The organism is Paucibacter sp. B51 (assembly GCF_027863535.1).
GTDB lineage: Bacteria > Pseudomonadota > Gammaproteobacteria > Burkholderiales > Burkholderiaceae_C > Paucibacter_A > Paucibacter_A aquatilis.
In genome coordinates this window covers 1,184,174-1,210,141 of the sequence record NZ_JAPIVN010000001.1, presented here as the reverse complement: position 1 = coordinate 1,210,141, position 25,968 = coordinate 1,184,174, and the positions used below count along the sequence as shown (strand labels likewise).

Annotated in this window: 21 protein-coding genes; 13 read left to right on the top strand and 8 right to left on the bottom strand. The window is 66.9% G+C overall.

All coding sequences use genetic code 11. From position 1 onward, the window contains the following. Positions 1-151 precede the first annotated feature (151 nt). Entirely contained in the window at positions 152-592 is a 441-nt protein-coding gene (locus tag OOB33_RS05100) for a hypothetical protein (protein ID WP_271007908.1), read from the top strand. A gap of 207 nt (positions 593-799) precedes the next feature. Here OOB33_RS05100 and OOB33_RS05095 read toward each other — a convergent pair whose 3' ends face one another. The 3 genes from OOB33_RS05095 to OOB33_RS05085 all read right to left on the bottom strand — a co-directional run bounded on the left by OOB33_RS05095 (position 800) and on the right by OOB33_RS05085 (position 2,895). Further along, positions 800-1,891, bottom strand: a complete 1,092-nt coding sequence (locus OOB33_RS05095) for a rhodanese-like domain-containing protein (protein WP_271007907.1) — start codon at positions 1,889-1,891, stop codon at positions 800-802. Positions 1,892-1,962: 71 nt separating this feature from the next. Then, positions 1,963-2,400: a DUF6691 family protein gene (locus OOB33_RS05090; protein ID WP_271007906.1), complete on the bottom strand. Its 438-nt coding sequence runs from the start codon at positions 2,398-2,400 to the stop codon at positions 1,963-1,965. 36 nt (positions 2,401-2,436) lie between these two features. Then, on the bottom strand, positions 2,437-2,895 hold the full coding sequence (locus tag OOB33_RS05085) for a YeeE/YedE family protein (protein ID WP_102768636.1): 459 nt from the start codon (positions 2,893-2,895) through the stop codon (positions 2,437-2,439). A 147-nt stretch (positions 2,896-3,042) separates the two neighbouring features. Here OOB33_RS05085 and OOB33_RS05080 point away from each other — a divergent pair, with 147 nt between their 5' ends. Further along, on the top strand, positions 3,043-4,857 hold the full coding sequence (locus tag OOB33_RS05080; protein ID WP_271007905.1) for a PglL family O-oligosaccharyltransferase: 1,815 nt from the start codon (positions 3,043-3,045) through the stop codon (positions 4,855-4,857). Between the two features lie 104 nt (positions 4,858-4,961). Here OOB33_RS05080 and moaC read toward each other — a convergent pair whose 3' ends face one another. Then, complete coding sequence (gene moaC, locus OOB33_RS05075; RefSeq protein WP_171828972.1) at positions 4,962-5,441, bottom strand: cyclic pyranopterin monophosphate synthase MoaC; 480 nt, start codon at positions 5,439-5,441, stop codon at positions 4,962-4,964. Between the two features lie 169 nt (positions 5,442-5,610). Here moaC and OOB33_RS05070 point away from each other — a divergent pair, with 169 nt between their 5' ends. After that, a complete protein-coding gene (locus OOB33_RS05070) occupies positions 5,611-7,242 on the top strand; it encodes a M48 family metalloprotease (RefSeq protein WP_271007904.1) in 1,632 nt (543 codons plus the stop codon). Positions 7,243-7,391: 149 nt separating this feature from the next. On the opposite strand, the gene OOB33_RS05065 is transcribed toward OOB33_RS05070, so the two are convergent. Next, the gene (locus tag OOB33_RS05065; protein ID WP_102768639.1) at positions 7,392-7,751 is read right to left on the bottom strand and encodes a phage holin family protein; all 360 of its coding nucleotides are present in this window, start codon (positions 7,749-7,751) and stop codon (positions 7,392-7,394) included. Between the two features lie 417 nt (positions 7,752-8,168). Between OOB33_RS05065 and OOB33_RS05060 the strand changes: the two genes are divergently transcribed. The 6 genes from OOB33_RS05060 (at position 8,169) to OOB33_RS05035 (ending at position 15,284) form a co-directional block, all read left to right on the top strand. After that, positions 8,169-9,134 (top strand): TerC family protein, encoded by a 966-nt coding sequence (locus OOB33_RS05060; RefSeq protein ID WP_102768640.1) that lies wholly within the window; start codon positions 8,169-8,171, stop codon positions 9,132-9,134. 292 nt (positions 9,135-9,426) lie between these two features. After that, entirely contained in the window at positions 9,427-10,269 is an 843-nt protein-coding gene (locus OOB33_RS05055; RefSeq protein ID WP_271007903.1) for an energy transducer TonB, read from the top strand. Between the two features lie 203 nt (positions 10,270-10,472). Beyond that, a complete protein-coding gene (locus OOB33_RS05050; RefSeq protein ID WP_271007902.1) occupies positions 10,473-12,731 on the top strand; it encodes a TonB-dependent receptor in 2,259 nt (752 codons plus the stop codon). 68 nt (positions 12,732-12,799) lie between these two features. Continuing rightward, on the top strand, positions 12,800-13,483 hold the full coding sequence (locus OOB33_RS05045; RefSeq protein WP_271007901.1) for a Fe2+-dependent dioxygenase: 684 nt from the start codon (positions 12,800-12,802) through the stop codon (positions 13,481-13,483). After that, positions 13,480-14,643 (top strand): alpha-hydroxy acid oxidase, encoded by a 1,164-nt coding sequence (locus OOB33_RS05040; protein WP_271007900.1) that lies wholly within the window; start codon positions 13,480-13,482, stop codon positions 14,641-14,643. Before OOB33_RS05045 ends, OOB33_RS05040 begins: the two co-directional genes overlap by 4 nt. Before the next feature lie 197 nt (positions 14,644-14,840). Continuing rightward, complete coding sequence (locus OOB33_RS05035) at positions 14,841-15,284, top strand: SWIB/MDM2 domain-containing protein (protein ID WP_102768645.1); 444 nt, start codon at positions 14,841-14,843, stop codon at positions 15,282-15,284. 131 nt (positions 15,285-15,415) lie between these two features. Here the strand turns inward: OOB33_RS05035 and OOB33_RS05030 are convergent, their stop codons facing one another. Next, positions 15,416-15,820 carry a response regulator gene (locus OOB33_RS05030; protein ID WP_102768646.1) on the bottom strand — a complete coding sequence of 135 codons (405 nt, stop codon included), beginning with the start codon at positions 15,818-15,820 and terminating at the stop codon, positions 15,416-15,418. Positions 15,821-16,129: 309 nt separating this feature from the next. On the opposite strand from OOB33_RS05030, the gene OOB33_RS05025 reads away from it, so the two are divergent. Further along, on the top strand, positions 16,130-16,930 hold the full coding sequence (locus tag OOB33_RS05025; protein ID WP_207795960.1) for an MHFG family PEP-CTERM protein: 801 nt from the start codon (positions 16,130-16,132) through the stop codon (positions 16,928-16,930). A 52-nt stretch (positions 16,931-16,982) separates the two neighbouring features. Here the strand turns inward: OOB33_RS05025 and uvrA are convergent, their stop codons facing one another. Next, positions 16,983-19,949 (bottom strand): excinuclease ABC subunit UvrA, encoded by a 2,967-nt coding sequence (uvrA, locus tag OOB33_RS05020; RefSeq protein WP_271007899.1) that lies wholly within the window; start codon positions 19,947-19,949, stop codon positions 16,983-16,985. 289 nt (positions 19,950-20,238) lie between these two features. Between uvrA and OOB33_RS05015 the strand changes: the two genes are divergently transcribed. From OOB33_RS05015 to OOB33_RS05005, 3 genes are all read left to right on the top strand, one after another. Continuing rightward, positions 20,239-20,511, top strand: a complete 273-nt coding sequence (locus OOB33_RS05015; RefSeq protein ID WP_102768648.1) for a hypothetical protein — start codon at positions 20,239-20,241, stop codon at positions 20,509-20,511. A 212-nt stretch (positions 20,512-20,723) separates the two neighbouring features. Continuing rightward, positions 20,724-21,947: a hypothetical protein gene (locus tag OOB33_RS05010; protein ID WP_133155235.1), complete on the top strand. Its 1,224-nt coding sequence runs from the start codon at positions 20,724-20,726 to the stop codon at positions 21,945-21,947. A gap of 62 nt (positions 21,948-22,009) precedes the next feature. Further along, positions 22,010-25,072 (top strand): ATP-binding protein, encoded by a 3,063-nt coding sequence (locus OOB33_RS05005; RefSeq protein ID WP_271007898.1) that lies wholly within the window; start codon positions 22,010-22,012, stop codon positions 25,070-25,072. Positions 25,073-25,108: 36 nt separating this feature from the next. Here OOB33_RS05005 and OOB33_RS05000 read toward each other — a convergent pair whose 3' ends face one another. Continuing rightward, entirely contained in the window at positions 25,109-25,918 is an 810-nt protein-coding gene (locus OOB33_RS05000) for a hypothetical protein (RefSeq protein ID WP_271007897.1), read from the bottom strand. Between the last annotated feature and the right edge of the window lie 50 nt (positions 25,919-25,968).

Below are 25,968 nucleotides of genomic sequence, written 5' to 3'. Positions count from 1 at the left end.
GGTCAGGCGCGATTTCGAGCGATTGCGGGTCAAGCCTTCAGTTTGAAGGCCCTTAAGATTCGGGACCAAGCCGCGACATCCTGCGACACCAAGTGCGTGGCAGAGAGTTTGTCGTTCGAGGAGTTCTACGGCCTGAGTTTGGAGTGAGTGCATGTACATCGGACTTCCAGGCCGCATCTCGCAAGACGTCTGCTCCACGTTTCTCATGAGCGGCGGGTTCGTCGCTAGTCTGCGCGAGCACTTCGCGGAATTGCACTTTCGCGGTATCGCGGATGGCCTCGTTCTGTGTCTCGATTGCTTCCCGGAGGATGGCCCTTTAGTGGGTGCTACACAGCCGGTTCGCAAGCTCAGGAACACCAGCATTCGCACCAAAGAGGGCCGACTGGTTCGATTGCCCACCTTGCACTCCGCCGGCATTGCACTGACCCACTCGGGCATTCTTCGCTGCAAAACGCAGCGACAACTCGCACTGTTCATCACCGCGGAAATTCGCCGCAACGCGCCTCGTGTGTTTGCCAAGGTTCGAGAGTTCGACCATGAGGCCTTCTGTGCCCACATCGAGACCGTGGCACATCGCATGCCCGACGATTGAGTGCAGTTGTCGAACAGAGTCCCATTCGACCGGGGAGAGGCGCCGCCCAACTGATGAAAGGGCGCCTCACAGACTCAAATTCAGTGTTCAACCCGTCAGAACTCAGCGAAGTCTTGTTGCACTTCGGGTGGTTTCACCGCCCGAGCAAGAGCAGCACGGTAAAGAACAGTTTGAACAGCACTATGAAGGGTTCACCGGGCGTTTGAATTAATCCACCCCACCCTCCACCGGCAGCCTCTCCGCCCGCCAGCGCAGCATCCCCCCCGCCAGATTGGCCACACGCTTGCAGCCCGATTTCTGCAGCAGCACCGTGGCCTGGGCCGAGCGGGTGCCGGAGCGGCAGACGGCGACGACGGGACGCTCGGGGTCGATCTCGGCGGCCATGCGGGCGCTGAGTTCGGACAGGGGCAGCAGGCGGGCGCCGGGGATGTGGCCCAGGGCGTCGGTGAACTCGGGGGCTTCGCGCACATCGATCAGCTGCAGTTCGCCGCTGCGGGCCTCGGCCAGGCGCTCGGCCAGGCTGGCGGCCTGGATTTCCCAGATGCCGCTGAAACTGAAGGTCAGCGGCGCCCAGCTGCTGTCCTGGCCTTCGGCGCCATGCGCGCCGGGCTGGCCGCAGCGCAAGTTCGCCGGCACGGCGATGTCCATCTGCTTGGGGTGGGGCAGGCCCAGGTGGTTCATATAGCCGGCGAAATCGCCCTCGTTGGCGTCGCCGCCCAGGCGCGGGTTGTAGCGCAGCTCTTCGGCCACGCTGGTAACCGTGAGACCGCGGTAATCATGGCCGGGGTAGAGCAGGCAGGTCTGGGGCAGGCTCAAGATCTGCTCGCGCACCGAGCGGAACAGCTGGCCGGGGCTGCCTTGTTGGAAGTCCGTGCGGCCGCAGCCGCGGATCAAAAGGCTGTCGCCGGTGAAGGCCATGCTCAAGTCGTCCAGCACATAGCTCAGGCAGCCGTTGGTGTGGCCGGGCGTGGCGCGGACTTCCAGGTAGCGGCGGCCGAAAGCAATGCGGTCACCATGGCGCAGCGGCCGGTCCACCGGGCTGGCGCCGGCATGCTCGGACAGCAGGATCTGGCTGCCGCAGCTCTGCTTCATCAACCAGGCGCCCGTGACATGGTCGGCATGGACATGCGTGTCCAGCGTGGCCAGCAGGCGCAGGCCCAGCTCGCGCAGCAGGGCGCTGTCGCGGCGGTGGTGCTCAAACACCGGGTCGATCAAGACCGCCTCGCCGGCCTCGGCATCGCCGAGCAGGTAGGTGTAGGTGGACGAGACAGGGTCAAAAAGCTGACGGAAGACAAGCATGGGAACACCCCCGGGTGTGGGTTGGTGGAAAACGCGGTTCAAGAGAATGAAGCGAGGAATCGGCCGATCGTTCAGGCAGCTCTCGCAAGAAAGCGGTCATGAAACCACATGCCGGCGAGCATGGAGGCGACAAAGATCAAGGCGGATTCACTGCCTGAGCCAAAAGCACCCAGGGCGACCAGGGCCGGCCCCGGGCAAAAGCCCGCGATGCCCCAGCCCACGCCGAAGATCAAGCCGCCCAGCAGCAGCCGGCCATCGATGCGGCCGGGCGGCGGCAGCTCCATGGCTTCGCCCGTCCAGGCGCGCTCGCGCCGGGCCGCGCAGGCAAAAGCGATGAGGCCCACGGCCACCGCCCCGCCCATGACCAGGGCCAGGCTGGGGTCCCAGGCGCCGAACAGATCGAGAAAGCCTTTGACCTTGGCCGGGTCGCTCATGCCGCCGACGATCAGGCCCAGGCCGAAGAGCAGGCCGCTGGCCAAAGCCAGGAGGTGGCGAATCAATGCAGACATACGCGTCGCTCCGAGAACAGCCGATCCATCGATAAATCAAGCCAGGCCATGGCGCATCAGCCACACCGTGGCGAAGCCGGCGGCCATGAAGACCAGCACATTGAGCAAAGAGCGCAGCGAGAGCCGGCTCAGCCCGCAAACCCCATGCCCGCTGGTGCAGCCATTGGCCATGCGCACGCCCACCCCCACCAGCAGGCCGGCCGCCACCAGGCCCAGCGGGCCCACATCGACCGTCAGGCCCGGCCAAGGCGCGAACACGCGCCAGGCCCAGGGCGCCAGCAGCAGGCCAGCCAGAAACATCAGCCGCGAGCGCTCCGGCGCGCCGCTCAGGCCCGCCCAGCCGCGCTGCCGCAGCGCCCGCCAGGGGCTGGCGACGATGCCGGCAATGCCGGCGATGCGCCCATTGCCGAGCAGGAACAAGGCCGCGGCCAGGCCGATCAGCAGGCCGCCGATCAAGGCATGGAGCGGGGTGAACTGAGACCAGGCGATCTGCATGAGGGCAAGCAAAGAGTAGCCAGAAACCAAGGAGAGGCGAGTTGCGCTCCAGCGGGGGGCTGGCAGCGCCAGCGTCTTTGGATCTTAGTAGCTCCTTGGGGGCGGCCCGGCTTGCGGCCACGCGCACTCATGTGATGATTCGGCCCCATGTCGACCGCCTCTGCCCACACCTCCGCCAGCCACGCTGTGCCGAGCGCAACGCCCACCGCCTTGATCGGCCCCTACAGCGTGCTGGCCTTGCTGCTGGCCAATGCACTGCCGCCCCTGCTGGCCTACAGCCTCACGCCCTCGGCCACCTTGTTCAACCAGCTGGCTGCCCTGGGCGGCTGGGGCCTGGTGCTGCTGGCCCTGCGGGCCGAGCTGGGCGCAGGCGCTTTGAGCCGGCAGCAGGGGCCGGCCGTCTGGGCCCTGCTGTTGCTGGTGGCAGCGCCCTGGGTGAGCTGGGCCTGGGCCGGCCTGCCACTCTCGCTGACCCTGGCCAACAGCGGCATGCTGGCCGCGGCGCTGGGCCTGGTCTGGGTGGCGCAAGGCCTGCGCGATGGGCAGCGCGCCGATTGGTTTGAAGCCTTGTGCTGGGGCCTGCTGGCCGCCGGTCTGCTGAGCCTGGGGGTCAGCCTGGTGCAGGTGTTTGCGCCCCAGCTGGCCGATGGCCATGTGATCGCGCGCTCGGGCATCCCCGGCCGCGCGGTGGGCAATATGCGCCAGCCCAACCATCTGGCCAGCCTCTTGATGTGGGCCTGCGTGGCGGCCGTCTACCTGGGCAACCAGGATCGCTTCAGCTTTCTGTTCCGCAACACGGCGGCGCGCCGCGCCGTGCTGCCGGTGCTGCTGTTTGCCTTTGTGTTCGCCGTGGTCTTGACGGCCTCGCGCACCGGCATGATCGGCGTGCTGATCCTGGCCCTGTGGGGCGCGCTGGACCGCAAGCTCAGCCGCGCCAGCAAGCTCAGCCTGCTGGCCACGCCGCTGATGCTGGGCCTGAGCTGGTGGCTGATGTCGGTCTGGGCCAGCCACGGCGCCCATGCCTTCGGCGCCGAGTCACGGCTGGCCGAGGGCGCGGGATCGCCCTCGCGCATCGCCATCCTGCTCAATGCCTGGGAGCTGCTCAAGCTCAACCCGTTGACGGGCGTGGGCTGGGGCGAGTTCAACCTGGCCTGGAGCATGAGCGAGTTCCCCAAGCGCCCGGTGGCCTTCTTCGACCACACGCACAACATCGCCATGCAGCTCGCCGTGGACCTGGGCCTGCCGGCGGCAGCGCTGATCCTGGGCCTGCTGGCTTTGGCGCTGTGGCGCGCCCTGGCCCTGAGCTGGCAGCGCTTGGGCGCCGAGGGCGTGGCGCGCCGCTGCGCCTTCATGGGCGTGCTGATGATCGGCCTGCACAGCCTGCTCGAGTACCCGCTCTGGTACGCCTATTTCCTGCTGCCCACGGCCTTTATGCTGGGCCTGGCCGTGGGCCGCGATGATCCAGGGGCGGCGGACCGTGCCGATGCGAGGGACACCGCCCCGCGCCTGAGCGGCGTTGGCCTGATCGGTGCCCTGTTGCTGGCGGGCAGCCTGTTCGCGGTCTGGGACTATCTGCGCGTGGTGGCCATCTATGTGCCGCCGGCCGATGCCAAACCACTGACCCAGCGCATCGAGGACGGCCGCGCTTCGGTTTTCTTCGCCACGCAGGCCGATTACGCCGCCGCCACCAGCGCCCCGCCCAGCGCCGCCGCCCTGGCCGCCGCCAAACAGACAGCGCACAACCTGATCGATGTGCGCCTGATGATGGCCTGGGCCAAGTCCCTGCACGCCGTGGGCGACGAAGAGCGTGCCCGCCATGTGGTGCAGCGCCTGCGCGAGTTCCGCAACAGCGCCGCCGATGACTGGCTGGGCGAGTGCGATCAGCCCGGCCTCGACCCGGCCGAAGCGCCCTTCCAGTGCAGCCCGCCGAGCCGGGTGATCGATTGGCGGGAGATGCGCTGAGGTGCAGCGTGCCGCGCTGCTTTTTGCGTTCACATGACGGCTGAGCCGCCTGAATCAGTGGCGTGCGTTCAAGGCTTTGATCAAGCTTGGGCCTGGCATCGGGCTCAGGCCGCCACCCAGTCGCCACTCTTGCCGCCCTGCTTCTCCAGCACGCGGATCTGGCCCATGACCATGCCGCGGTCGGCGGCCTTGCACATGTCGTAGATGGTGAGCAGGCCGATTTGCACGGCGGTCAGGGCTTCCATCTCCACACCGGTGCGGCCCAGGGTCTCGACCTGAGCGCTGCAATGCACGGCGTTCTCGGCCGCGTCGATCTCGAACTCGACGGCCACGCGGGTCAGGGGCAGGGGGTGGCACAGGGGGATCAGGTCGGCCGTGCGCTTGGCGGCCTGGATGGCGGCGATGCGTGCGATGCCCAGCACGTCGCCTTTCTTGGCGCTGCCGCTGGTGATCAAGGCCAGGGTGGCGGGCTGCATGACGATGCGGCCGCGGGCGCGGGCAATGCGATGCGTCACATCTTTGGCCGCCACATCCACCATATGGGCCTGGCCTTGGGCATCGAAATGGGTCAGTGGAGAGTTCATGGCAGGGGCGGTCGCAGTCGAGAAGAATCTGAAAAGCAGGGCATGAAGGATGGCCCCAGTGGGCGCAGCTCGCAGCACCGGAAACAATCGGGCAATGCGGGGCATCGATAAAGCGGCATCATAGTGAGCCGCGCGCTGCACGGTGGTGGCCCCGGAGATTGCTGTCCCGATGATGATCCTGAAGAACAAACTGTCGCTTGCTTCCCTGTCTCGCCCGGGAGCCGCCCCGCGTTGGCGCCGCAGCCTGCTGGCACTGGCGGCCTGCTGCCTGCTGGCCAGCAGCCCGGCCGGGCAGGCCCAGGTGGCGCTGCCGGCGCTGGGCGATTCGGTGTCGCAGGATCTCGACGTGGGGGCGGAGCGCAATCTGGGCGACCAGGTCATGGGCCAGATCCGCCCCGACCCCGATTACCTCGACGACCCGCTGCTGCAGGAGTACTTGCTCGGCATCTGGAACCCGCTGGTGACCACGGCCAAGCTGCTGGGCCATATCAGCGACGAGACGGTGGACCGCTTCGCCTGGGAGATCTTTCTGGTGCGCGACCGCTCGGTCAATGCCTTTGCCCTGCCCGGTGGTTTTGTCGGCGTGCACCTGGGTTTGATTGCCATGACCAGCTCGCGCGACGAGCTGGCCTCGGTGCTAGCGCATGAGCTTTCGCATGTGACCCAGCGCCACATCGCCCGCCGCATCGCCGGCGATTCGCGCAACAGCATGCTGGCCATGGCGGCCATGCTGGCCGGCCTGATCGCAGCCTCGCGCAGCGGCAGCATTGACGCGGCCAATGCCGCCATCGTCGGCCCGCAGGCCCTGGCCGCACAGGCCTCGCTCAATTTCTCGCGCGATATGGAGCGCGAGGCCGATCGGGTGGGCTTCAACGTGCTCAGCGAAGCGGGCTTTGCGCCCTCGGGCATGTTCAGCATGTTCGAGAAGATGGAGCAAGCCCACCACCTGATGGATTCGGGCAGCTACCCCTATCTGCGCACCCACCCCTTGACCAGCGAACGCATTGGCGACGCCCGCACCCGCCTGGGTACGGGCGAGTTCCAGCGCCCGATCAACCAGGCCGAGCATGCGCTGATGGCCGCACGCTCACGCGTGCTGATGGACCCGCGCGCCGAAATCTGGACCCAGCTGCAGAACCTCGATGCCGGTGCCCGCGAGCCGCGCGGACCCACCGTCGGGCGCGGCTTTGAGCAGCTGAGCGCGCGCTATGCCAGCTGCCTGGCCTCGATCAAGATGCGCGATTTCCCGCGCGCCGCGCGCGCACTCGCCAGCGCCGAACAACAGCTGCAGGAGCTGGGCAACGACCCCAAGGCCGCGCGCCTGCTGCGCTTCCTGCGTGCCGAGCTGGCGCAGGCCCAAGGTCAATCGGCCGACGGCTTCGCCGTGCTGGCCAGCGCCAAGGAGAAAAGCCGGCCGCAGCTGATGGAGCGCTCGCAGCTGGCCCTGGTGGACAAGAGCGGGCCAGCCTCGGCCCGCGAAGTGGCCGATGAGCTGCAGACCTGGGTCAGCCTCAACCCCAAGGATGTGCTGGCCTGGACCCAGCTGGGCTTGCTGTGGGAGAAGTTGGCGCAACCGCTGCGCGCCGTGCGTGCCCAGGGCGAAGCGCGCTATGCCATGGGCGATCTGCGCGGCGCCATCGACCGCATGCGCTCGGGCCTGCGCCAGTCGCGCGAGCGTGATGCCGATCCGGTCGAGGCCTCGGTCATCGATGCGCGCCTGCGCACCATGCTCTACGAGCGCCGCCAGCGCCTGTCGGACATGTACCCGCGCGGCATTCCGCCGGGGGCCGAGCTGCCCTGAGCGCCGAAGAGATTGAGAATTTTTGTAGCGAGCGGCTGTCAGGCTAGGCGGACGGAGCGCAGGAACCGGAACGTACCCTCTGTACGTTAGGATTCCGAGCACCGGACCAACGACGCATGGCAGTCGCGCAGCAAAAAATTCACAAGCTCTCAATCCTGCGGCGGGAAGATGCGCTCCATCAGCACATCCACACCCATACCGCAAAGGCTGTAGATCAGCGAACCCACCAGGGCGGCGAAAAAGCCATCCACCGCAAAGCCTTCGAGCAGGCGCGCGGCGGCCCAGAACATCAGGGCGTTGATGACGAAGAGGAAGAGGCCCAGGCTGATCACGGTGACCGGCAGGGTCAGCAGCACCAGGATGGGCCGCAAGAGCGTGTTGAACAGGCCCAGCACAAAAGCCGCGATCAAGGCCGAGGTGAAGCTGGTGACGGTGACGCCGGGGTAGAGGTGAGCCACCAGCAGCAAGGCGGCGGCAAGCAAAAGCCAGCGGATCAGGGTTTTGAACATGGTCGAAGGTGGTGGGTGGGCTCGTCGCAGGTGGCCCGCCGCGAGACGGCGGACTCGGGGCGAGATTAAACCCAATGGCGCGCAGGAATCATGACTTTGTGCACCGGAGAATCCGAGTGATGTGTCAGGTCTTGCCAAACTCGGGCAGAATCGCGGCCATCCGAAAGGGGAGTAGCTACACGGCGCCATGCCGTGGCGACGGTCCGTCAATACGGTGTGTCTTTCAGCGGAAGTTGAAAACACACACCCGGGCCCCGCAGCTGGAAGGTGAGACCGTCCGGGTCCGACAACACCTCCCGTCCCGCAAGACCTTTCGGTGCAACACGCGCTGTTCCTGCCCTGGTTTGGCCCTATTCTTGGGTCGGTCTGGAGCGGTGTTCGGCTGAGTTCAACACTTCTTGCGGGAGTCTCTTCTTCATGAGCACGATTGCGCCCCTGTGGCTGTGGATCTTTTTCGGCGGGTCCGTCCTGGTCGCCCTCTTCGTCGACTTTGTGGTGCTGCGCAAGCAGGGCGCCCATGAGGTCTCGGTCAAGGAAGCCATCAACTGGTCCCTGGTCTGGGTGGCCTTGAGCATGGCTTTCAACGGCTTGTTCTGGTGGGCCGTCAAAGACACCTCCGGTGATGTCGCGCTGGCCAACACCAAGGCCCTGGAATTCCTGACCGGTTACCTGATCGAGAAATCACTGGCGGTCGACAACATCTTTGTCTTCCTGATGATCTTCACCTACTTCTCGGTGCCGCCGGCTTACCAGAAGCGGGTGCTGATGTACGGCATCATCGGCGCCATCGTGTTGCGCACAGTCATGATTCTGGTCGGTGGCTGGCTGATCGCCGAGTTCCACTGGGTGCTCTATGTCTTCGGTGCCTTCCTGCTGATCACCGGCATCAAGATGTGGTGGGCCGCCGGCCAGGAGCCGGACCTGGAAGCCAACCCCGCCCTCAAGCTGCTGCGTCGCACCATGCCGGTCAGCGCCAACTTTGATGGCGAACGCTTCTTCACCGTGCAGAACGGCAAACGCCTGGCCACGCCCCTGCTGCTGGTGATCGCCCTGGTCGGCATGACGGACGTGATCTTTGCGGTGGACTCGATCCCGGCCATCTTCGCCATCACCAGCGACCCCTTCATCGTCCTGACCTCCAACATCTTCGCCATCCTCGGTCTGCGTGCGATGTACTTCCTGCTGGCAGCGATGGCGACCAAGTTCCACCTGCTGAGCTACGGCTTGGCCGTGGTGCTGGCCTTCATCGGCACCAAGATGATGCTGATCGATGTGTTCAAGATCCCGGTCTTGGTCTCCCTGGGTGTGGTGGTGGCCATCCTGGCCGTGACCATGGTCTTGAGCCTGCGGACCGCACCGCGGATCGAAACCAAGACCGAGTAAACCCAGAAGCGCCACCGGCGCAAGGGCGCCGCTGCCACGCAGGCGGCGCCTCCCCCCGAAACCCCGGCCGCTGCCCGCGCCCGGGGTCTTTTTATGGCCGAACGCCCGACCCGAGGCGCGTTCGCCCTGGCCACAGCGCGTGCCCATTTCCCAACACTCGCGGGCCGCCGTATGGCTCATAGCCTTCGAATCAAATAAGAATTGTTCTCATTAGTGTTAAGATTCTTGCCAGATCGACGGACACCCCGTCACCAGTTCGCTCTTCACTGTTTTCGTTCAGCCTCACCGCCCCGTGACCTCCGCACTCCTCAGCCCCATCTCCCTCGGCGCCTCCGCGTCGGCCGGTCAGGCCGGCTTTGTGGCGGGCCACAAGGCGGCGGCCTCGGCCATCAGCCCAGCGGCCGAGACTCTGAACGAGAACTCGAGGCGGGCCTTCGCGCCCGGGTCCGGTGGCTTGCCGGTGGACCCGCAAGCCGCGCGCCGCAAGCGCGGCTTTTTGCTGGCGGTGCTGGGCCTGCATGTGCTGTTCGGCGCCGGGCTGATGGTGCGTCGAGCCTTGCCTGTGCAAGAGAAGCCCGCGCCGATCCAGGTCAGCCTGATCACCCCCAAGCCCTCGGCGCCAACGCCGCTGCCGACGCCGCCAGCCCCCCAGCTGCCCAAGCTGGCGCCCATGCCGGCCCCGGTGATCCCGCCGCTAGTGACGCCACCCATCACCGCCCCGGCCCCCATGGCCGCCCAGGTCATCAGCAGCGAGCCGCCGGCCGCCCGCGCTCCGGCCCAAGCGCCTGCCGCCGCACCCAACCCCGCGCCTGCACAGGCCGTGGTGACACCACCGGCGCCGCCTGCCGTGCACCAGATTCCGCCCAATGCCGTGCGCTATCTGGCCGAACCGCGTCTGAACATGCCGCTGCTGTCGCGCCGTGCGGGCGAGCAAGGCATCGTGCACCTGCGCATCCTGGTCGATGCCCAGGGCCGCTTGAAGGAAGCCGCGGTGAAGAAGAGTTCCGGCTTCGAGCGCCTTGATCGGGCCGCGCTGGAAGACATCCGTAGCGCCCGCTTCTCGCCCTATCTGCTGCAGGGCCAGCCGGTCGAGTGGGAAACCACCGCCCTGCTGTCCTATGAGCTGGAGCGTTAGCCGCCTGCACCTGCCCTGAGCTCCAAGCCGCAGGCTGCGGGCCATGGCTCACCCATCGTTTCCTCATCCTCCAGCCAGCCAGCTCGCAGCCGCGAGCCAGCCCGCCACGCAACACAGATTCGCAGCGCTCCCGAGGCCCACCTGGCCCCGGGTCGGGCTGCGCCATGTTCCACATCCATCCTTAGTTCGTCAGGAGTTCATTCATGTCCCGCACCAAGTCGCGCCCCGCGCACCGTCAAGCCCTGCTGCCCCTGGGCGCCCTGGCCGCCGGCTTCGGCCTGGCCAGCGCCAGCCTGGCCCAGACCCCCGCGCCCGCAGCCGAAGCGGCCAAGACCGAGAACGCCCTGCCCATCGTGCGCACCAAGGCCAGCGCCGAGCCGACCGGCAAGGACGCCTACCAAGCCACTGACAGCCGCATCGGCAAAGGCAAACAGGAGCTGCGTGACATTCCGCAATCCGTCACCGTGGTGACCGAGAAGCTGATGAACGACCGCAATCTGGACAATCTGAAGGACGTGCTGAAGAACACCGCGGGCATCACCTTCATGGCCGCCGAAGGTGGCGAAGAGGACATCAAGCTGCGCGGCTTCTCGCTGCAGGCCAGCGGCGATGTGTTCATCGACGGCATGCGCGATCCGGCCTTCTACGAGCGCGACGTGTTCTTCCAAGACCGCGTGGAGCTGCTGCGCGGCTCGGCTTCGCTCCTGTTCGGCCGTGGTTCCACCGGCGGTGCGGTCAATCAAGTCAGCAAGGAAGCACGCCTGATCGACGCCAACGAAATCAGCGCCAGCGTCGGCAGCGACAGCATGGTGCGCACGGTGGGTGATTTCAATGTGCGCCTCGGAGACTCCTCGGCCGCGCGTGTCGGCGTGATGTTCAACGCCGCCGACAACGACGGCGCCGGTGCCAAGATCGACAAGCAAGGCATTGCCGGCAACTACCGCATGGGCATCGGCGAACGCGACGAGTTCTCCTTCAGCGCCTATTACCTGAACAACGAGAACGGCATGAACTACGGCATGCCCTGGATCCGCCCGACGGCCACGTCGCCGACCGCCGACATCACCTTGCTGCCCATCGACCCCAGCAACCACTACGGCATGGCCAGCGACAAGAACAAGGGCAGCGCCGGCTGGGCCGTGCTCAAGCACATCCATCGCTTCGACCAGAACACCGAGCTGGTGACCACCGTGCGCAAGGCCGACTACACCCGCGACCAACGCTCGGGCACGGTGCGCTTTGCTGGCGCCAGCCTGCAACCCGGCGGCAAGGCCGTCACACTGGAAACCTTTGGCCCCAACACCGTCTTGAGCCGCGGCACTCACCTCAAGACCCAGGACATGCAAACCCTGAGCGTGCAGAGCGATCTGGACAGCAAGTTCAAATGGCTGGGCCTGGAGCACAAGGTGCAAGCAGGTGCCGACGCTTCGGAAGAGAAGAAGCAGGTCTTTGCCGCGCGCAGCGCTGCGCAGGGCGGCGTCAATCTGAGCAAGCCCACCACCACCATCGGCCGCCCCAACGACGGCGCCTGGATCGATGAATCCCAGCGCGTCATGCGCAAGGCCAGTGAGTACACCTCGCGTGCCTACGGTGTGTACGCCCAGGACCTGCTGGCGCTGACCCCGCAATGGAAGCTCCTGGCCGGCCTGCGCTACGACAAGGTGCGTGGCGACTACGACACCTTCGCCATCCCCGGCCAGGCGGCCGGCCCGGAGACGGTGAGCAGCTACCGCATGAACATCAGCCAGTGGAGCAAGCGTGCGGCCGTGCTGTTCCAACCCACCGAGACCATGTCCTTCCACTTCGGCGGAGCCACCTCCTTCAACACCTCGGGTGACACCTACTCGCTGAGCGCACAGAACGCGAGCATCCCGCCGGAGAAGGCCGTCAACATCGAACTGGGTGCCAAGATCGAAACCAACGACGGCAAGCTCAGCCATCGCTTCGCCCTGTTCCGCAGCACCAAGACCCATGAGCGCAACACCGACCCGCTGACCAATCTGGTCACGCTGTCGGGCAAGCGCCATGCCTCAGGTTTTGAGTACGACGTGATGGGCCGCATCAACAACGATTGGGAGATCTTCGCGTCCTACACCTACATCCCGAACGCCAACATCGACATCGGCGCACCCGGCGCCGAAGGCCAGGGCACCCGTCCTTCGATGACGCCGCGCCACTCGGGCACCGTGTTCACGACCTACAAGATCACGCCGCAGATCCGTGTCGGCGGTGGTGTGACCGCACGCAGCGGCTACCAGCCCAACCGCAACCCGGGCTTCTATGTGCCGAAGTTCGCCACTTTGGGTCTGCTGGCTGAGTACGAGTTGCTCAAGGACAAACTGACGCTGCGCGCCAACGTCAACAATGTCACCGACAAGCTCTACGCCGAAACGGTTTACACCGGACACTATGTGCCGGGCAAGGGCCGCACGTTTGCCCTGACCGGCAGCTACAAGTTCTGACCCATGGTCAGTGTCTGATCTGACAGGCCCGGGTTCGCTCGGGCCTTTTCTTTTTCACCCCGATCACCATGCTGTTGAAAATCGCCGCGCTCCTCAGCCCTGCTGACTTGAAGCAGGCCCGCGATCTGCTGGACCAGGCCGACTGGCAAGACGGCCGCCTCACCGCCGGCGCGCAGGCCGCACAGGTCAAGAACAACCAGCAGCTGCCGGTCGGCAGCGAATCGGCGCGTGCGCTGCAAACCCTGCTGCTGAAGGCCTTGGAGGGCCACGCGACCTTCTTCTCTGCCGCCCTGCCCAAGCGCTTGCTGCCGCCCATGTTCAACCGCTATGCCGGCGAGGCCAACACCTACGGCAACCACATCGACCAGGCCATCCGCTATGTGCCCGGCACGGGCCAGCGGGTGCGCACCGACATCTCCTGCACGGTGTTCCTCAGCGAACCCGAGGAGTACGAAGGCGGCGAGCTGGTGATTGCCGACACCTACGGCGAACAGCGCGTCAAGCTGGCCGCGGGTGATGCCGTGCTCTACCCCGGCACCAGCGTGCACCGCGTCGAGCCGGTCACGCGCGGCGCCCGCCTGGCCAGCTTCTTTTGGATCGAGAGCATGGTGCGCAGCGACGAGCAGCGCCGCCTGCTGTTCGAGATGGACCAGGCCTTGATGCAGCTGCGCGGCGAGCATGGCGAGAGTGACGCCGCCGTCCAGCTGACTGGCACGTACCACAACCTCTTGCGCATGTGGGCCGACACATGAGGAGCGACGCCAAGCCGAAGCTCTCGCCGCTGCAAGAAATCCCGGCCGGCATCGCCAACCTCGCCGACTTCGAAGCCCATGGCCAGGCCGCCGTCGCGCCCGAGCATTGGGCCTATCTGAACGGCGGCGCCGGCGACGAGATCACGCTGCGCGGCAACCGCAGCGCCTGGGACGCCCTCCAGCTGCAGCCGCGCGTGCTGCGCGATCTGGCTGGTGGCCACACGCGCAGCGAGCTGCTGGGCCGCACGCTGGCCCACCCCATCCTGCTGGCCCCCATCGCCTACCAGCGCCTGGCCCATGCCGATGGCGAGCTGGCCAGCGCCTACGCCGCGGCCGCGCAGCAAGCGGGCATGGTGCTGAGCGCCCAGTCCAGCATGCCGATGGAGGCGATTGCCCAAGCCTTTCACGACGAACCGAGCAGCGGCCCGCTTTGGTTCCAGCTCTACTGGCGCGACGACCGCGACTTCATGCTGCAGCTGCTGCGCCGGGTCGAAGCGGCGGGCTTCCAAGCCCTGGTGCTGACCGTCGATGCGCCCGTGCATGGCGCACGCGACCGCGAGCGGCGTGCCGGCTTCGCGCTGCCGGCCGACATCCGAGCGGTCAATCTCGGCGGTATCAAGAAGCCCTTGAACCTGCAGCCGGGCCAGAGCGAGCTGTTCGACGGCCTGATGCCACGCGCCGCCACCTGGGCCGAGATCGACTGGCTGCGCGCGCACAGCCATCTGCCCCTGCTGCTCAAGGGCGCCAACCACCCCGAGGATGCGCGAGAAGCGGTGGCGCGCGGCGTGGCCGGCCTGATCGTCTCCAACCACGGCGGCCGCACGCTGGACACCTTGCCGCCCACCGCCGCGCTGCTGCCACGCGTGCGTGCGGCCGTTGGCCCTGAGCTGCCGCTGCTGGTCGACGGCGGCATCCGCCGCGGCAGCGATGTGCTGAAAGCCCTGGCCCTGGGGGCGGATGCCGTGCTGCTGGGCCGGCCTTACATCCATGCCCTGGCCACCGCGGGCGCGCTCGGCGTGGCCCGCGCGCTGCGTTTGCTGCGCGATGAATTCGAGATCGCGATGGCCTTGTGCGGCTGCAAGACCCTCGATGACATCGGCCCTGCGCAGCTCTGGCGCGCCGAGGCAGACGCCGGGTTTACGCGCAGTGGCGGGCCCTGAATGACGCAAGCCCGCGACACCGAGGGTAAACAAGCGTCTTTTCCGCGTGAGATCAGCACTTCTCCCCCTGGCAAAGCCTTCTCAATGCCATAGGTGCGCAGTACCATCATCCTTGCTCGGTGCTAGAGAGAAATGAAGGCTTATGCGGCCTTCACCCGGACCCGGCACATCAACAACTTTTGATGGAGAGAATTGAAATGGCAACTGCGAAGAAGGCCGCACCCGCAAAGAAGGCGGCTCCGGCAACCAAGGCCGCTCCGGCAAAGAAAGCAGCCGCGGCGCCCGCCGCCAAAAAGGCTGCTGCGCCGGCGAAGAAGGCAGCTCCTGCAAAGAAAGCTGCTCCGGCCAAGAAGGCGCCTGCTGCCAAGAAGGCAGCCGCGCCCGCCAAGAAGCGCACTCCGAATGCAGCCTTCATGAAAGCCCTGACCCCCAGCGCCGCCCTGGCCGCCATCGTCGGCGCAGCTCCGCTGCCGCGCACCGATGTGACCAAGAAGGTCTGGGAATACATCAAGGCCAACAAGCTGCAGGACGAAGTGCAGAAGCGCATCATCGTCGCCGATGCCAAGCTGAAGGAAATCTTCGGCAAGGCCAAGGCCGATATGTTCGAGATGACCAAGCTGATCAACAGCCACCTGAAGTGATGCGCCTGCGGTGGCGGCCGGCTCAAGCGGCCACCACCTCGATGCTGCAGACATGAACAAGCCCGGCATGCCGGGCTTTTTTTCGTCTGGCCGACCGAGGGGCGCTGGCGTCTGTGCGCCGAACGCTTGCTTCAGCGAGACAGGCGCGCTGCCGTGGCCTGCAAGGCCTCGCTCAGGCGCAGCACATCGATGGGCTTGACCCAGTAATCGCTGAAGCCAGCGGCACGCGCGGCCTCGACCTGGCTGGCATGGTCATCGGCCGACAGGGCCACGCAGGGCAGGGGCGCCAGGCGCTGGTCAGCCCGCAAGGCCTCGATCAGGCTCAGGCCGCTCATATCGGGCAGGTTCATGTCGATCAACAGCAGATCGGGCAAGGCCTCGGGTGCACGCTCGGCCAGCAGGGCCAGGGCTTGCTCACCGTCCTCGGCACAGTGCAGATTCCAACCAGGCAGGCGCCGGAACACCTCTTCCATCAGGACGATGTTGATGCGATCGTCCTCGACGTAAAGCACCTGGAGGCTGGCGGCTGGAGACATGGCAGGAAAGCTGGGAATGCAAGAAACAGCGTTGCGCCACGAACGATAGCAGCGAAACCGGCCCTGACCCGCCAGCGCCCTGCAGCCCGGTGAAAAAACCGGGGCCAGGGCAGCTCAACGTGGAGCGCAGCCCACAAGTGGCATGGATTCGTGAAATCCGCGGCAGCGGCACCCACCAGTCAAGGGGGTTCCCCGCCCGCTCGGGCAACCTAGGGTTACTACACTCTTGACAGTGAATCGCAGTCGCGACCTCCGCGGCATTTTTTCACGCTTGACCCCGGCCCAGCCCCGCTCAACGGACCTTTCTCCATGCCCTTGCTTGCCACGCTCGCTCTTGCTGCATCCGGCGCCACGCTGCCCCACTGCTCGTGGGATCGGCCCGGCGTGAACCCCTTCATGGGTGATGTGGTCGCGGCCGTGGACCGCTACCGGGACATCCCCGCCCCGGTGCGCGCCAAACTCAAGGCGCGCATGGCCCAGCGCGATTACGACGAGATCGTCAGCATCCAGCGCGACGAAATCAAGGGCAGCAAGGCCATCTACGGCAGCACCATCAGCGAGATGCACTTCGGCGCCAACAACGTCTGCAAGACGGTCAGCCGCGCCAAGTGGACGCAGAAGTACGAAGAACGTGGCCTGGTCTATTGCGAAGAGGGCCAGTGCATTCTGGTGCCCACGGTCTGCCGCAATGTCAGCCGCATCCAGCGCATGACACCGCGTGCCTCGGCGCCGGCGGCGGCCACCAATGTCGCCTCGGCCGCGCAGGAGATCGATGACCCGCAAAGCCAGTTGGAGATGGACCCGCCAGCGGCCGGTGCCCTCGGGGGCGGCGCGCCGGACAGCGGCCGCAACAGCTTTGCCCAGCTGGCCAGCGGCGCCAACACCGGCTTCGATGGCGGCAGTGGCGCCACGCCCGGTGCCCTGGTGCCCAGCAATCCGCCGACCTTCAGTGGCAACAACCCCGGCCCGTCGGTGGGAGGCTTCAACGTGCCCTCGCTGCCGCCCAGCATCGTGGTGACCACCCCAGCCGTGCCGGAGCCCGAAAGCTGGGCCCTGTTTGCCGGCGGACTGCTGGCCCTGGCCTTCCTGGCCAAGCGCCGCCAGCGCTGATCCTGAGTTCATCCGTCGGCGCCGCCGTCAGCCGGCAGCGCCAACACCACGCTCAGGCGCGCTTCTTGGGCAACAAGGCTTTCAGATAGCGCCCGGTGTGGCTGCCCTCGTGCGCAGCCAGTTCCTCGGGCGTGCCCGCCAGCAGCAGCTGCCCACCGCCGGAGCCGCCCTCGGGGCCCATGTCCACCAGCCAGTCGGCCGTCTTGATGACGTCGAGGTTGTGCTCGATGACGACGATGGTATTGCCCGCGTCGCGCAGCTGGTGCAGCACCTTGAGCAGCAACGCAATGTCGGCAAAGTGCAGGCCGGTGGTCGGCTCATCCAGGATGTAGAGCGTGCGGCCGGTGTCGCGCTTGCTCAGCTCCAGCGCCAGCTTGACCCGCTGCGCCTCGCCGCCCGAGAGCGTGGTGGCGCTCTGGCCCAGCTTGACGTAGCCCAGGCCCACATCGAGCAGGGTCTGCAGCTTGCGCGCCAGGGAGGGCACGGCGCTGAAGAAGGGATGGGCGTCCTCCACCGTCATGGCCAGCACTTCGGTGATGTTCTTGCCCTTGTAGAGCACATCCAGGGTTTCGCGGTTGTAGCGCTTGCCCTGGCAGGTGTCGCAAGGCACGTAGACGTCCGGCAGAAAGTGCATCTCGACCTTGAGCACGCCGTCGCCCTGGCAGGCCTCGCAGCGGCCGCCGGCCACATTGAAGCTGAAGCGGCCCGGGCCGTAACCGCGTTCCTTGGCGGTGTTCATCTCGGCGAAGAGCTCGCGGATGGGCGTGAACAAGCCGGTGTAGGTGGCCGGGTTGGAGCGCGGCGTGCGGCCGATCGGCGACTGGTCCACATTGATGACCTTGTCGAAGGCGTCGAGGCCCTCGATCTCGTCATGCGGCGCCGGGTCGGCATGGCTTTGGTACAGCTTCTTCGCCACGGCTGTGTACAGCGTGTCGTTGACCAAGGTGCTCTTGCCCGAGCCGGACACACCGGTCACGCAGGTCAAGAGGCCGACCGGGATCTCCACCGTCACACCCTTGAGGTTGTTGCCCCGCGCATTGACTATCTTGAGGCTCTTATGAACTGCCGTCGCCGGCACACGGTGGCGCTCGCGCGGCACTTCGATGCAGGCGGCGCCCGAGAGATAGCGCCCCGTCAGCGAGGCCGGATCGGCCGCCACCTGGTTGGGCGTGCCCTGGGACATGATGCGGCCGCCATGCACGCCGGCGCCGGGGCCCAGGTCCAGCACATAGTCGGCGGCGCGGATGGCGTCTTCGTCATGCTCGACCACGATCACCGTATTGCCCAGGTCGCGCAGGCGGCGCAGGGTGGCGATCAGGCGGTCGTTGTCGCGCTGGTGCAAGCCAATGCTGGGCTCGTCCAGCACATACATCACGCCGGTCAGGCCCGAGCCGATCTGGCTGGCCAGGCGGATGCGCTGGGCCTCGCCGCCCGAAAGCGTGTCGGCGCTGCGATCCAGGCTCAGGTAGTTGAGGCCCACATCGTTGAGGAAGCGCAGGCGCGAGCTGATCTCACGGATCACCTTGTCGCCGATCTCGGCCTTGGCGCCCTTGAGCTTGAGGCCTTCGAAGTAGTCCAGGCAGTCGCGCAGGGTGGAGTGCTCCACCTCGTAAATCGGTCGGCCCTTGGCACCGGGCGCGGCGTCGTGCGGCTGCAGCACCACATGGCGTGCCTCGCGGCGCAGGCGCGAGCCCTCGCAATGCGGGCAGCATTTGGGCGCCATGTAACGGGCCAGGTCCTCGCGCACCGCGCTGGAATCGGTCTCCTTGAAGCGGCGCTGCAGATTGGGCAGGATGCCTTCAAAGGGATGCGAGCGCTTGACCGAACGCTTCTTCGTGCCACCGGCGGCCGAGGCACTTTCGGCCTGGTAGACGAACTGGATCTCTTCCGTGCCCGAACCATGCAGCAGCACCTGACGCGCCGTCTCGGGCAGTTCCTCAAAGGGCAGGTCGATATCAAACTTGTAGTGCGCCGCCACCGCCTCCAGCATGGAGAAGGTGTAGGCATTGCGCCGGTCCCAGCCCTTGACGGCGCCGCTGGCCAGGCTCAGCGTCGGGAAGGCGACCACGCGCTCGGGGTCGAACACCGTCATCTGGCCCAGGCCCTCGCAAGACGGGCAGGCACCCACCGGCGAATTGAAAGAGAACAGGCGCGGCTCCAGCTCGGGCAGGGAGTAGCTGCAGATCGGGCAGGCGAACTTGCTGGAGAAGATCTGCTCGGCACCGCTGTCCATATTGACGACCAGGGCGCGGCCCTCGGCCAGGCGCAGGGCCGCCTCGAAGCTCTCGGCCAGGCGCTGGCGCAGCTGGTCGGCGTTGTCGGTGCGGATCTTGATGCGGTCGATCACCACATCGATATCGTGCTTCTCGGCCTTCTTCAGCGTCGGGAAATCCGGCGCGTCGACCGTCACGCCGTCGACACGGAAGCGGATATAGCCCTGGGCCTGCATGGCCTCGAAGAGGTCGAGGAACTCGCCCTTGCGGTCGCGCACCACCGGTGCCAGCAGCATCAGCTTGCTGTCTTCCGGCATGGCCAGCACCGCGTCCACCATCTGGCCGATGCTTTGCGCTTCCAGCGGCAGGTCATGGTCGGGGCAGAAGGGAGTGCCGGCGCGGGCGTAGAGCAGGCGCAGGTAATCGTGGATTTCGGTCACCGTGCCCACGGTCGAGCGCGGGTTGTGGCTGGTGGCCTTCTGTTCGATGGAGATCGCCGGCGACAGGCCTTCGATGACATCGACATCGGGCTTGTCCATCAGCTGCAGGAACTGCCGGGCATAGGCCGACAGGCTTTCCACATAGCGGCGCTGGCCTTCGGCGTACAGGGTGTCAAAAGCCAGGCTGGACTTGCCCGAGCCGCTCAGGCCGGTGATGACCACCAGCTTGTTGCGCGGCAGGTCGACATCGATGTTCTTGAGGTTGTGGGTGCGGGCGCCGCGCACGCGGATCAGCGGCCCGTCCAGCACGCCACCGGCCTCGGCAGCGGGGCGTAAGGTCTCGGCAGGGTCGTGTGCGTGGGTCATGGTGGGCGGCAATCAAATCGCAGTACGGGAAAACCCACCATCATAGGTCGGGCGGCCCTCAAGCGCCCTACCGCGGCCTGGGCGGGCCGCTCCAGGCCGGAAATCGCGCCAGAACGGCAGTTGTTCACGCCTAGGGTTAACCCCTTGTCGGCGCCGGCGGCGATTCAATCGCCTGCCGCCGCAGTTCGTCGCACAGGCATGGCTGCGCGACCTAGGGTTTTCGATACTGAGTCCATCGAAGCAGCACTGGGCCGCTTCGCCAACCGCAAGAAAGAAAGCAGGACTCATCATGAAGACCACCACCACCCTGATCCGCATCGCCAGCGCCGCCCTGGCCACCAGCCTGATGTTCGCCGCCACGGCAGCCTCTGCCGCCGACAGCAGCGCCACCAAGACCGAGCTGCCGCGCGTCGTCGTAACCGGTAAGTCCGCCGGCCCCGCCCCGGTCGTTCAGCAGCTGCCGCGCGTCGTGGTCTCGGGCCTGAGCGTCAACACCCAGATGCAGCAGCTGATGCTGGCTGCCGCCAAGAGCGATGCCAAGGCTGCACGTCGCAACGGCTGAGACGGGACCACGTGATGCAGAAGCGATGCCCCGCCAGAGGCAGCTGCCCCACCGACCGCTCTGAACCCTGCCGAGCCGAGCCATAGACGCATGGCCGGTGCTGCCGTCCCCCCTGAATGGACGTAGGCACCCCCGTGTTTCTCTGCCTCGGCTCGGCCATTTTGCGAGCCACATCTCCGACAATGCCGCCAACAATCGTTGGAGGTGCTGGAGTGACGGAAGAATCCCGCAAGCGCAGATCATGGCTTGACGGCTTCATGGCCTATGCCTTGCCCACCGGGCTGGCCGAGGCCCAGGTGCGTCACAACATCGTGGTGCTGGACCAGCTGCTCTACGCCTTGTGGAACCTGGGCGAGAACCTGGTGTTCGCCTGGACCCCGCTGCCGCAGGGCCTGAACCTGCTGGTCGCCCCCCATCCCTTGCTGACCGAGTTCACCCAGGCACCGGGCCTGGCGCCCGAGGAAGTGCGCCGCCGCGCCCAACTGCTCGATGAGCTACTGGCCCACCAAAGCCATCTCAGTGCCGATCAGTTCGAGCGCACCGCGGCCGAGCTGGGCCTGCGCCCGCACACCATCCAGCTGCCCTTCGCGCCCGACGCCGGCCTGGGCCTGGACCTGGTGGCCGCCATCATTGCGCGCTACGGCATCCGCCTGGTGGAAGACCGGGCGGTGATCCTGTTCGACGCGGTGGGCTTCTCCCTGCTCAGCCCGCTGCAGCAGGTGGTGCAGCTGAACAGCCTGTCCTGCTCCGTCAATGCCGCTTATGCCAAGCTGCTGGATCGCGAGATCAACATCAATTTCGCCCGCACCACCACCGGCGATGGCTTCTACATCTGGAACCGCATGCGCGGCATCGAGGCCAATGTCGAGCTCTACCAGCTGCTGCAGTTCATCCTGGCCGACAACGCCCTGGCCCGCGAACGCGCCAGCCAGCCCAACTCGGTGCCCCTGCTGCGCGCAGCCTTCCATGTCGGCTCGCACTACGAGTTCTACCAATCCGAGGGCCTGAACCCGACCTCCTTCAGCTACTTGGTCGGCCAGGTCACGATCGAGCTGGCGCGCATGATCGAACGCGCCCTGCCGGGCCAGATCCTGCTGGGCAAGTTCAACACCTTGATGCGCGACGAGCACAGCGGCGAGGTGCAGCGCATGGCCAGCATCGATTTTGTCGAGCGCACCCGCCGCCCGCTCAAGGCCTTGAACGGCCTGAGCCTGGCCGGCGCAGAGATCGACGAGATCGCCTGCTACCTGACCGGCCGCCCGAACGGTCAGGGCGAGTTCGGCATCAGCGAGTTCGAGATCCTCGACAAGCACGGCCGCGCCCACCGCGTCTACAACGCCAAGATCAACATCCACCGGCGTGCCGGGGAGCCGATCTACCTGGGTCTGCGCGAAGAAGACCTGCCCGCTTTCCCTGCACCTGTTACGGTTTGTTAACTGCGAACCATCCCCAAGCGGTAGGATGGCCGGACAACGCGAAGTCGCAAAGCGCCCAGGCCATGCCCGACCCTCACGATCGCGCCCCAGTGCCACAAGCCGTCGGGCAGCGACGCCATCTCACCATCCTGTTTTCAGACCTGTCGGAATCCACCCGGCTGTCCGATGCCATGGAGGCGGAGCATTACGCCGCTATGCTGGCCGAGGTGCGCGGCCTCTACCAAAACCTGATCGCCAAGCACGGCGGCACGGTGGTGCGCATCCAGGGTGACGGCGTGCTGGCCATCTTCGGCCACCCGCAAGCCCGCGAGGACGACGGCCGCCGCGCCACCGAGGCGGCGCTGGAGCTGCACCAGGCCGTGCGGCGCATGAAGCCACAGACCGCCGCGGCCGCCTGGCCGGCCGGCCAGGGCCTGAGCCTGCACACCGGCATCCATGCCGGCATGGTGCTGATCGAAGAGGGCGACGCCATGCGCGGCCGCTTCGAGCTGCTCGGCAACACACCCAATGTCGCGGCCCGCCTGGCCGCCGAAGCCTGTGCCGACGAGATCCTGGTCAGCGCCGAAACCCTGGGCCCGCTGCACCCCTTCTTCCAGACCAGCGAACGCCGGATGGTCCCGCTCAAGGGCCGACAAACGCCGCTGGCGGTCTACAGCATCCTGGGCCAGGTCAGCATCGGCCGGCGCTTTGAGGCCAGCAAGCGCCGCGGCCTGGCGCCTTTTGTCGGCCGCGCCGCCGAGCTGGCCCTGATGGAGCAGCGCCTCGATCAGGCCTGCGCCGGCCAGCCGCAGTGGCTGAGCCTGCGCGCCAGCGCCGGCGTGGGCAAGACCCGGCTGACCGAAGAGTTCCTGCGCCGCGCCGCCGATCGCGACTGCCGCGTGCTGCGCGGCTATTGCGAAAGCTACCTCAGTGCCGAACCCCTGCAGCCCTATCTGCAGATGCTGCGCACCCTACAGCGCCAGGGCTCGGCCGAGGCCGATGCAGTGCTGCGCGGCCCGGCCAAGGCGCGCCAGGAGGCCGTGCTGCAGCTGCTGCTGCAACTGGCCGGCCAGGGGCCGCTGCTGCTGCTGATCGACGATCTGCAATGGGCCGATGACGCCAGCCTGGCCTTGCTGCACCGCCTGCGCGCCGAGGCCGAGCGCCGGGCCTTGCCCTTGATGCTGCTGAGCGCCACCCGGCCTGCGGTGGTGACCGAGACCCCGGCCCTGCTGCTGCCCATCCACCACGGCCACGAGGCCGCCGAGGCCCTGCACCACCACGAGCTGCTGCCGCTCAGCGAAGAAGAGGCACGCCAGGCCATCGTCCAGCTGCTGCCGGGCACCGATCCCTTCATCAGCGCCGAGGTGCAGCGCCATGCCGGCGGCAACCCGCTGTTCATTGAAGAGCTCTGCCACGCCCTGGCCCACCAGCGCGGCAGTGGTGGGCTGCGTGCCGCCGAGGAGGCGCCGCCCGCCCTGAACCCGGCCAGCGGCGGCCATGCCTGGCTGGCCGCGCTGATCGAGTCGCGGGTGGCGCGCCTGCCGCCTGCCCAGGCCCAGCTGCTGCGCGTGGCCGCGGTGATCGGAGCGGTCATCCCGACCTGGCTGTTCGAGCGCATCAGCGGCTGCTGCGAGAAGGACCCGGTGGTGCTGGAGCTGGCCGAGCTGGACTTCATCTTCCCGGCCGGGCAGCCGGGCCTGCTGCGGTTCAAGCACGGCATCACCCGCGATGTCATCTACGAAAGCACCGGCCTGCACGAACGCCAGGCCCTGCACCGCCACATCACCGCCGAGCTGCGCGCCCAGCTGGCCCTGGGTGGCCAGGAGCCCGCACACGAGCTGCTGGCCTACCACGGCGGCGCCGCCGGCCAATGGCAGGACGCTGCCCACCATGCCGAGCAGGCCGGTGACCAGGCCCTGGCCAGCTCGGCCCTGGACCGCGCCAAGAAGCAGTACCGCGCGGCCCTGGCCGCCCTCGAGCATCTGCCGCCCAGCGAAGAGGTGCACCGGCGCTGGATCGCCATCGCCCACCGCTTCGGCATGGCCTGCGTGTTCGACGCCTCGCGCGCCGATTTGCGCGTGCTGCAGCACGCCACCGGCCTGGCCGCCCTCAGCGGCGACGCCACGGCCATGGCACGCGCCCAGTACTGGCTCGGCTATGTGCGCTACGCGCTGGGCGAGGCCCGGGCCGGTCTGCAGCTGTGCCTGCGCAGCCAGGAACAAGCGCTGATCGCCCAGGACCAGACCCTGCTCGCCCAGATGCCCGGCACCCTGGGCCAGATCCGCGCCGCCACCGCCGAGTACACGCCCGCCCTGCAGCTGCTCGACCAGGCCATCGCCCAGCTGCGCCCGCAAGCCGGCGCCTCATCCTCCAGTGCACGCCGCCCACCGATTGGCCTGGCGTATTCCCTGGCCTGCCGGGCCTATGTGCTGGGCGACCAAGGCCATTTCGGCGCGGCCGATGCCGCCTTTGAAGAAGCGCTGAGCCTGGTTCAAGGCAGCAACCATGCCGTCGAAGCGTCCATCCAGGGCTGGCGCGCGGCCGTGCTGCTCTGGCAGGGGCGCTGGGCCGAGGCGCAGGTCTGCGCGGCCGAGACCCACCGCGTTGGCGCCCAGGTGCGCAGTCTCTTCACCTTTGCCATGGGCCATGCGGCCGGGGCCTACGGCGCCTGGATGGGCGGCGGCTGCCCGCTGGCGCGCCAGGCCCTGGAAGAAGCCGTGGCTTGGCTGGCCCCGCGCGGCGGTGGCCTGTTCAGCTCACTCAACCATGGCTGGTTGGCCGAAATCCTGGTGCAGCAAGGCGAGGCGGATCGGGCCCGCAAGCACATGGCCCTGGCCCTGCGCCGCGCCCGGCAAAGCGACTGGATCGGAGTGGCCATGGCCTACCGCGCCGCCGCCCGCCTGGCGCAAAGCCAGGGGCAGCCCGAGCGGGTGATGCGTTACCTGGCCGCCGCCCAAGCCGTGGCGCAGCGCCGCGGCTCCATGCACGAACGCGCGGTCACCGAACTCTGCGCCGCCGAGCTGGCGCTGCAGCGCGGCGAATCAGGGGCCGCCCGCGGCCTGCTCGATGAAGCCGAATCGGCGTTCTTCACCATGGGCATGGATTGGCATTTGGCGAGGGCGCGGGGATTGCGGCAGCAGTTCTGAAATCAGCGCGTTCTGCAGCAAACAAATGGCATCTGATCAAGGGCGACTCTGCAGGCCAATCTTGGCCGCAGCCTGAGTCAGTTCGGCCATACGCCCCTCCTGTGGCCAGCCATGGATGACCTCCACCACCACACCATCGCGCAAGAAGGCAAAGACCGGTGTGGCCCAGGTCTCGACAAAGCCAAGATCGGCAACCCGATCCACAAACTCATAGCGCGCGCCGGGGTGGTCTTGCTGCCAACGTTCCAGCTTTTTCAAATCCAGGCTGTCGTTGGGCAGGGCAAGCCAGGTAATGGCATCCAGCCAACCCTGGGCTTTGGCCAGTGCATAAACCGCCGGCCTCGCCACTTCAGAGTAGCCGCAGTGGGCATCTGTCGTAACGATCAGTTGGGGGCCATGCGTCCTGAGCAAGGGCTTCTGACGGGCCACGCCTTCACGATCCACCTGCCACGAATAAGGCCTGGGCACGGTGGCCGCGCCCAGGCGGACCAAGCGTGTGGGCATAGTGTCTTCGGCTTGGGATTGCGCCCGCAACTCGCTGGACTGGGCCTGGTCCAGATTCCATGACAGCTTGTAGGCCAGGCGCAGGTAGCGATAAAGCCGCGGCTCCATGTGTCCCCCGGCCTCCAGCTCAGCCACCAGGGCCTCCAGCACGGCGATGTTCTCTGCCGACGGGTCTTTGAAGATCCGGTTGACGATGGCAAAGAACTGCGTGCGCTTGGCTTCAAGCGAAGCCTCCGCCACGGAGGGCGCAGTCAGTGCCGGTTGCTCTGCCTGAGCACAGGCACCCATGCCTCCCAACAGCAAGGCCGCTAGCCACAGCCTGCGCTTGTCTCGATTCATCATTCAGCGTTGCCTCTCTGTCGCAATGAGCCTGTGGTGCCTTCGAGTGCTTG

Coding starts and splice junctions, on each gene's coding strand:
- OOB33_RS05050 (WP_271007902.1), top strand. CDS start 10,473: ATGTCCCGCACCAAGTCGCGCCCCGCGCACCGTCAAGCCCTGCTGCCC.
- OOB33_RS05030 (WP_102768646.1), bottom strand. CDS start 15,820: ATGTCTCCAGCCGCCAGCCTCCAGGTGCTTTACGTCGAGGACGATCGC.
- OOB33_RS05070 (WP_271007904.1), top strand. CDS start 5,611: ATGATGATCCTGAAGAACAAACTGTCGCTTGCTTCCCTGTCTCGCCCG.
- OOB33_RS05015 (WP_102768648.1), top strand. CDS start 20,239: ATGAAGACCACCACCACCCTGATCCGCATCGCCAGCGCCGCCCTGGCC.
- OOB33_RS05040 (WP_271007900.1), top strand. CDS start 13,480: ATGAGGAGCGACGCCAAGCCGAAGCTCTCGCCGCTGCAAGAAATCCCG.
- OOB33_RS05085 (WP_102768636.1), bottom strand. CDS start 2,895: ATGCAGATCGCCTGGTCTCAGTTCACCCCGCTCCATGCCTTGATCGGC.
- OOB33_RS05100 (WP_271007908.1), top strand. CDS start 152: ATGTACATCGGACTTCCAGGCCGCATCTCGCAAGACGTCTGCTCCACG.
- OOB33_RS05000 (WP_271007897.1), bottom strand. CDS start 25,918: ATGATGAATCGAGACAAGCGCAGGCTGTGGCTAGCGGCCTTGCTGTTG.
- uvrA (WP_271007899.1), bottom strand. CDS start 19,949: ATGACCCACGCACACGACCCTGCCGAGACCTTACGCCCCGCTGCCGAG.
- OOB33_RS05060 (WP_102768640.1), top strand. CDS start 8,169: ATGAGCACGATTGCGCCCCTGTGGCTGTGGATCTTTTTCGGCGGGTCC.
- OOB33_RS05025 (WP_207795960.1), top strand. CDS start 16,130: ATGCCCTTGCTTGCCACGCTCGCTCTTGCTGCATCCGGCGCCACGCTG.
- OOB33_RS05090 (WP_271007906.1), bottom strand. CDS start 2,400: ATGTCTGCATTGATTCGCCACCTCCTGGCTTTGGCCAGCGGCCTGCTC.
- moaC (WP_171828972.1), bottom strand. CDS start 5,441: ATGAACTCTCCACTGACCCATTTCGATGCCCAAGGCCAGGCCCATATG.
- OOB33_RS05045 (WP_271007901.1), top strand. CDS start 12,800: ATGCTGTTGAAAATCGCCGCGCTCCTCAGCCCTGCTGACTTGAAGCAG.
- OOB33_RS05005 (WP_271007898.1), top strand. CDS start 22,010: ATGCCCGACCCTCACGATCGCGCCCCAGTGCCACAAGCCGTCGGGCAG.
- OOB33_RS05035 (WP_102768645.1), top strand. CDS start 14,841: ATGGCAACTGCGAAGAAGGCCGCACCCGCAAAGAAGGCGGCTCCGGCA.
- OOB33_RS05080 (WP_271007905.1), top strand. CDS start 3,043: ATGTCGACCGCCTCTGCCCACACCTCCGCCAGCCACGCTGTGCCGAGC.
- OOB33_RS05095 (WP_271007907.1), bottom strand. CDS start 1,891: ATGCTTGTCTTCCGTCAGCTTTTTGACCCTGTCTCGTCCACCTACACC.
- OOB33_RS05065 (WP_102768639.1), bottom strand. CDS start 7,751: ATGTTCAAAACCCTGATCCGCTGGCTTTTGCTTGCCGCCGCCTTGCTG.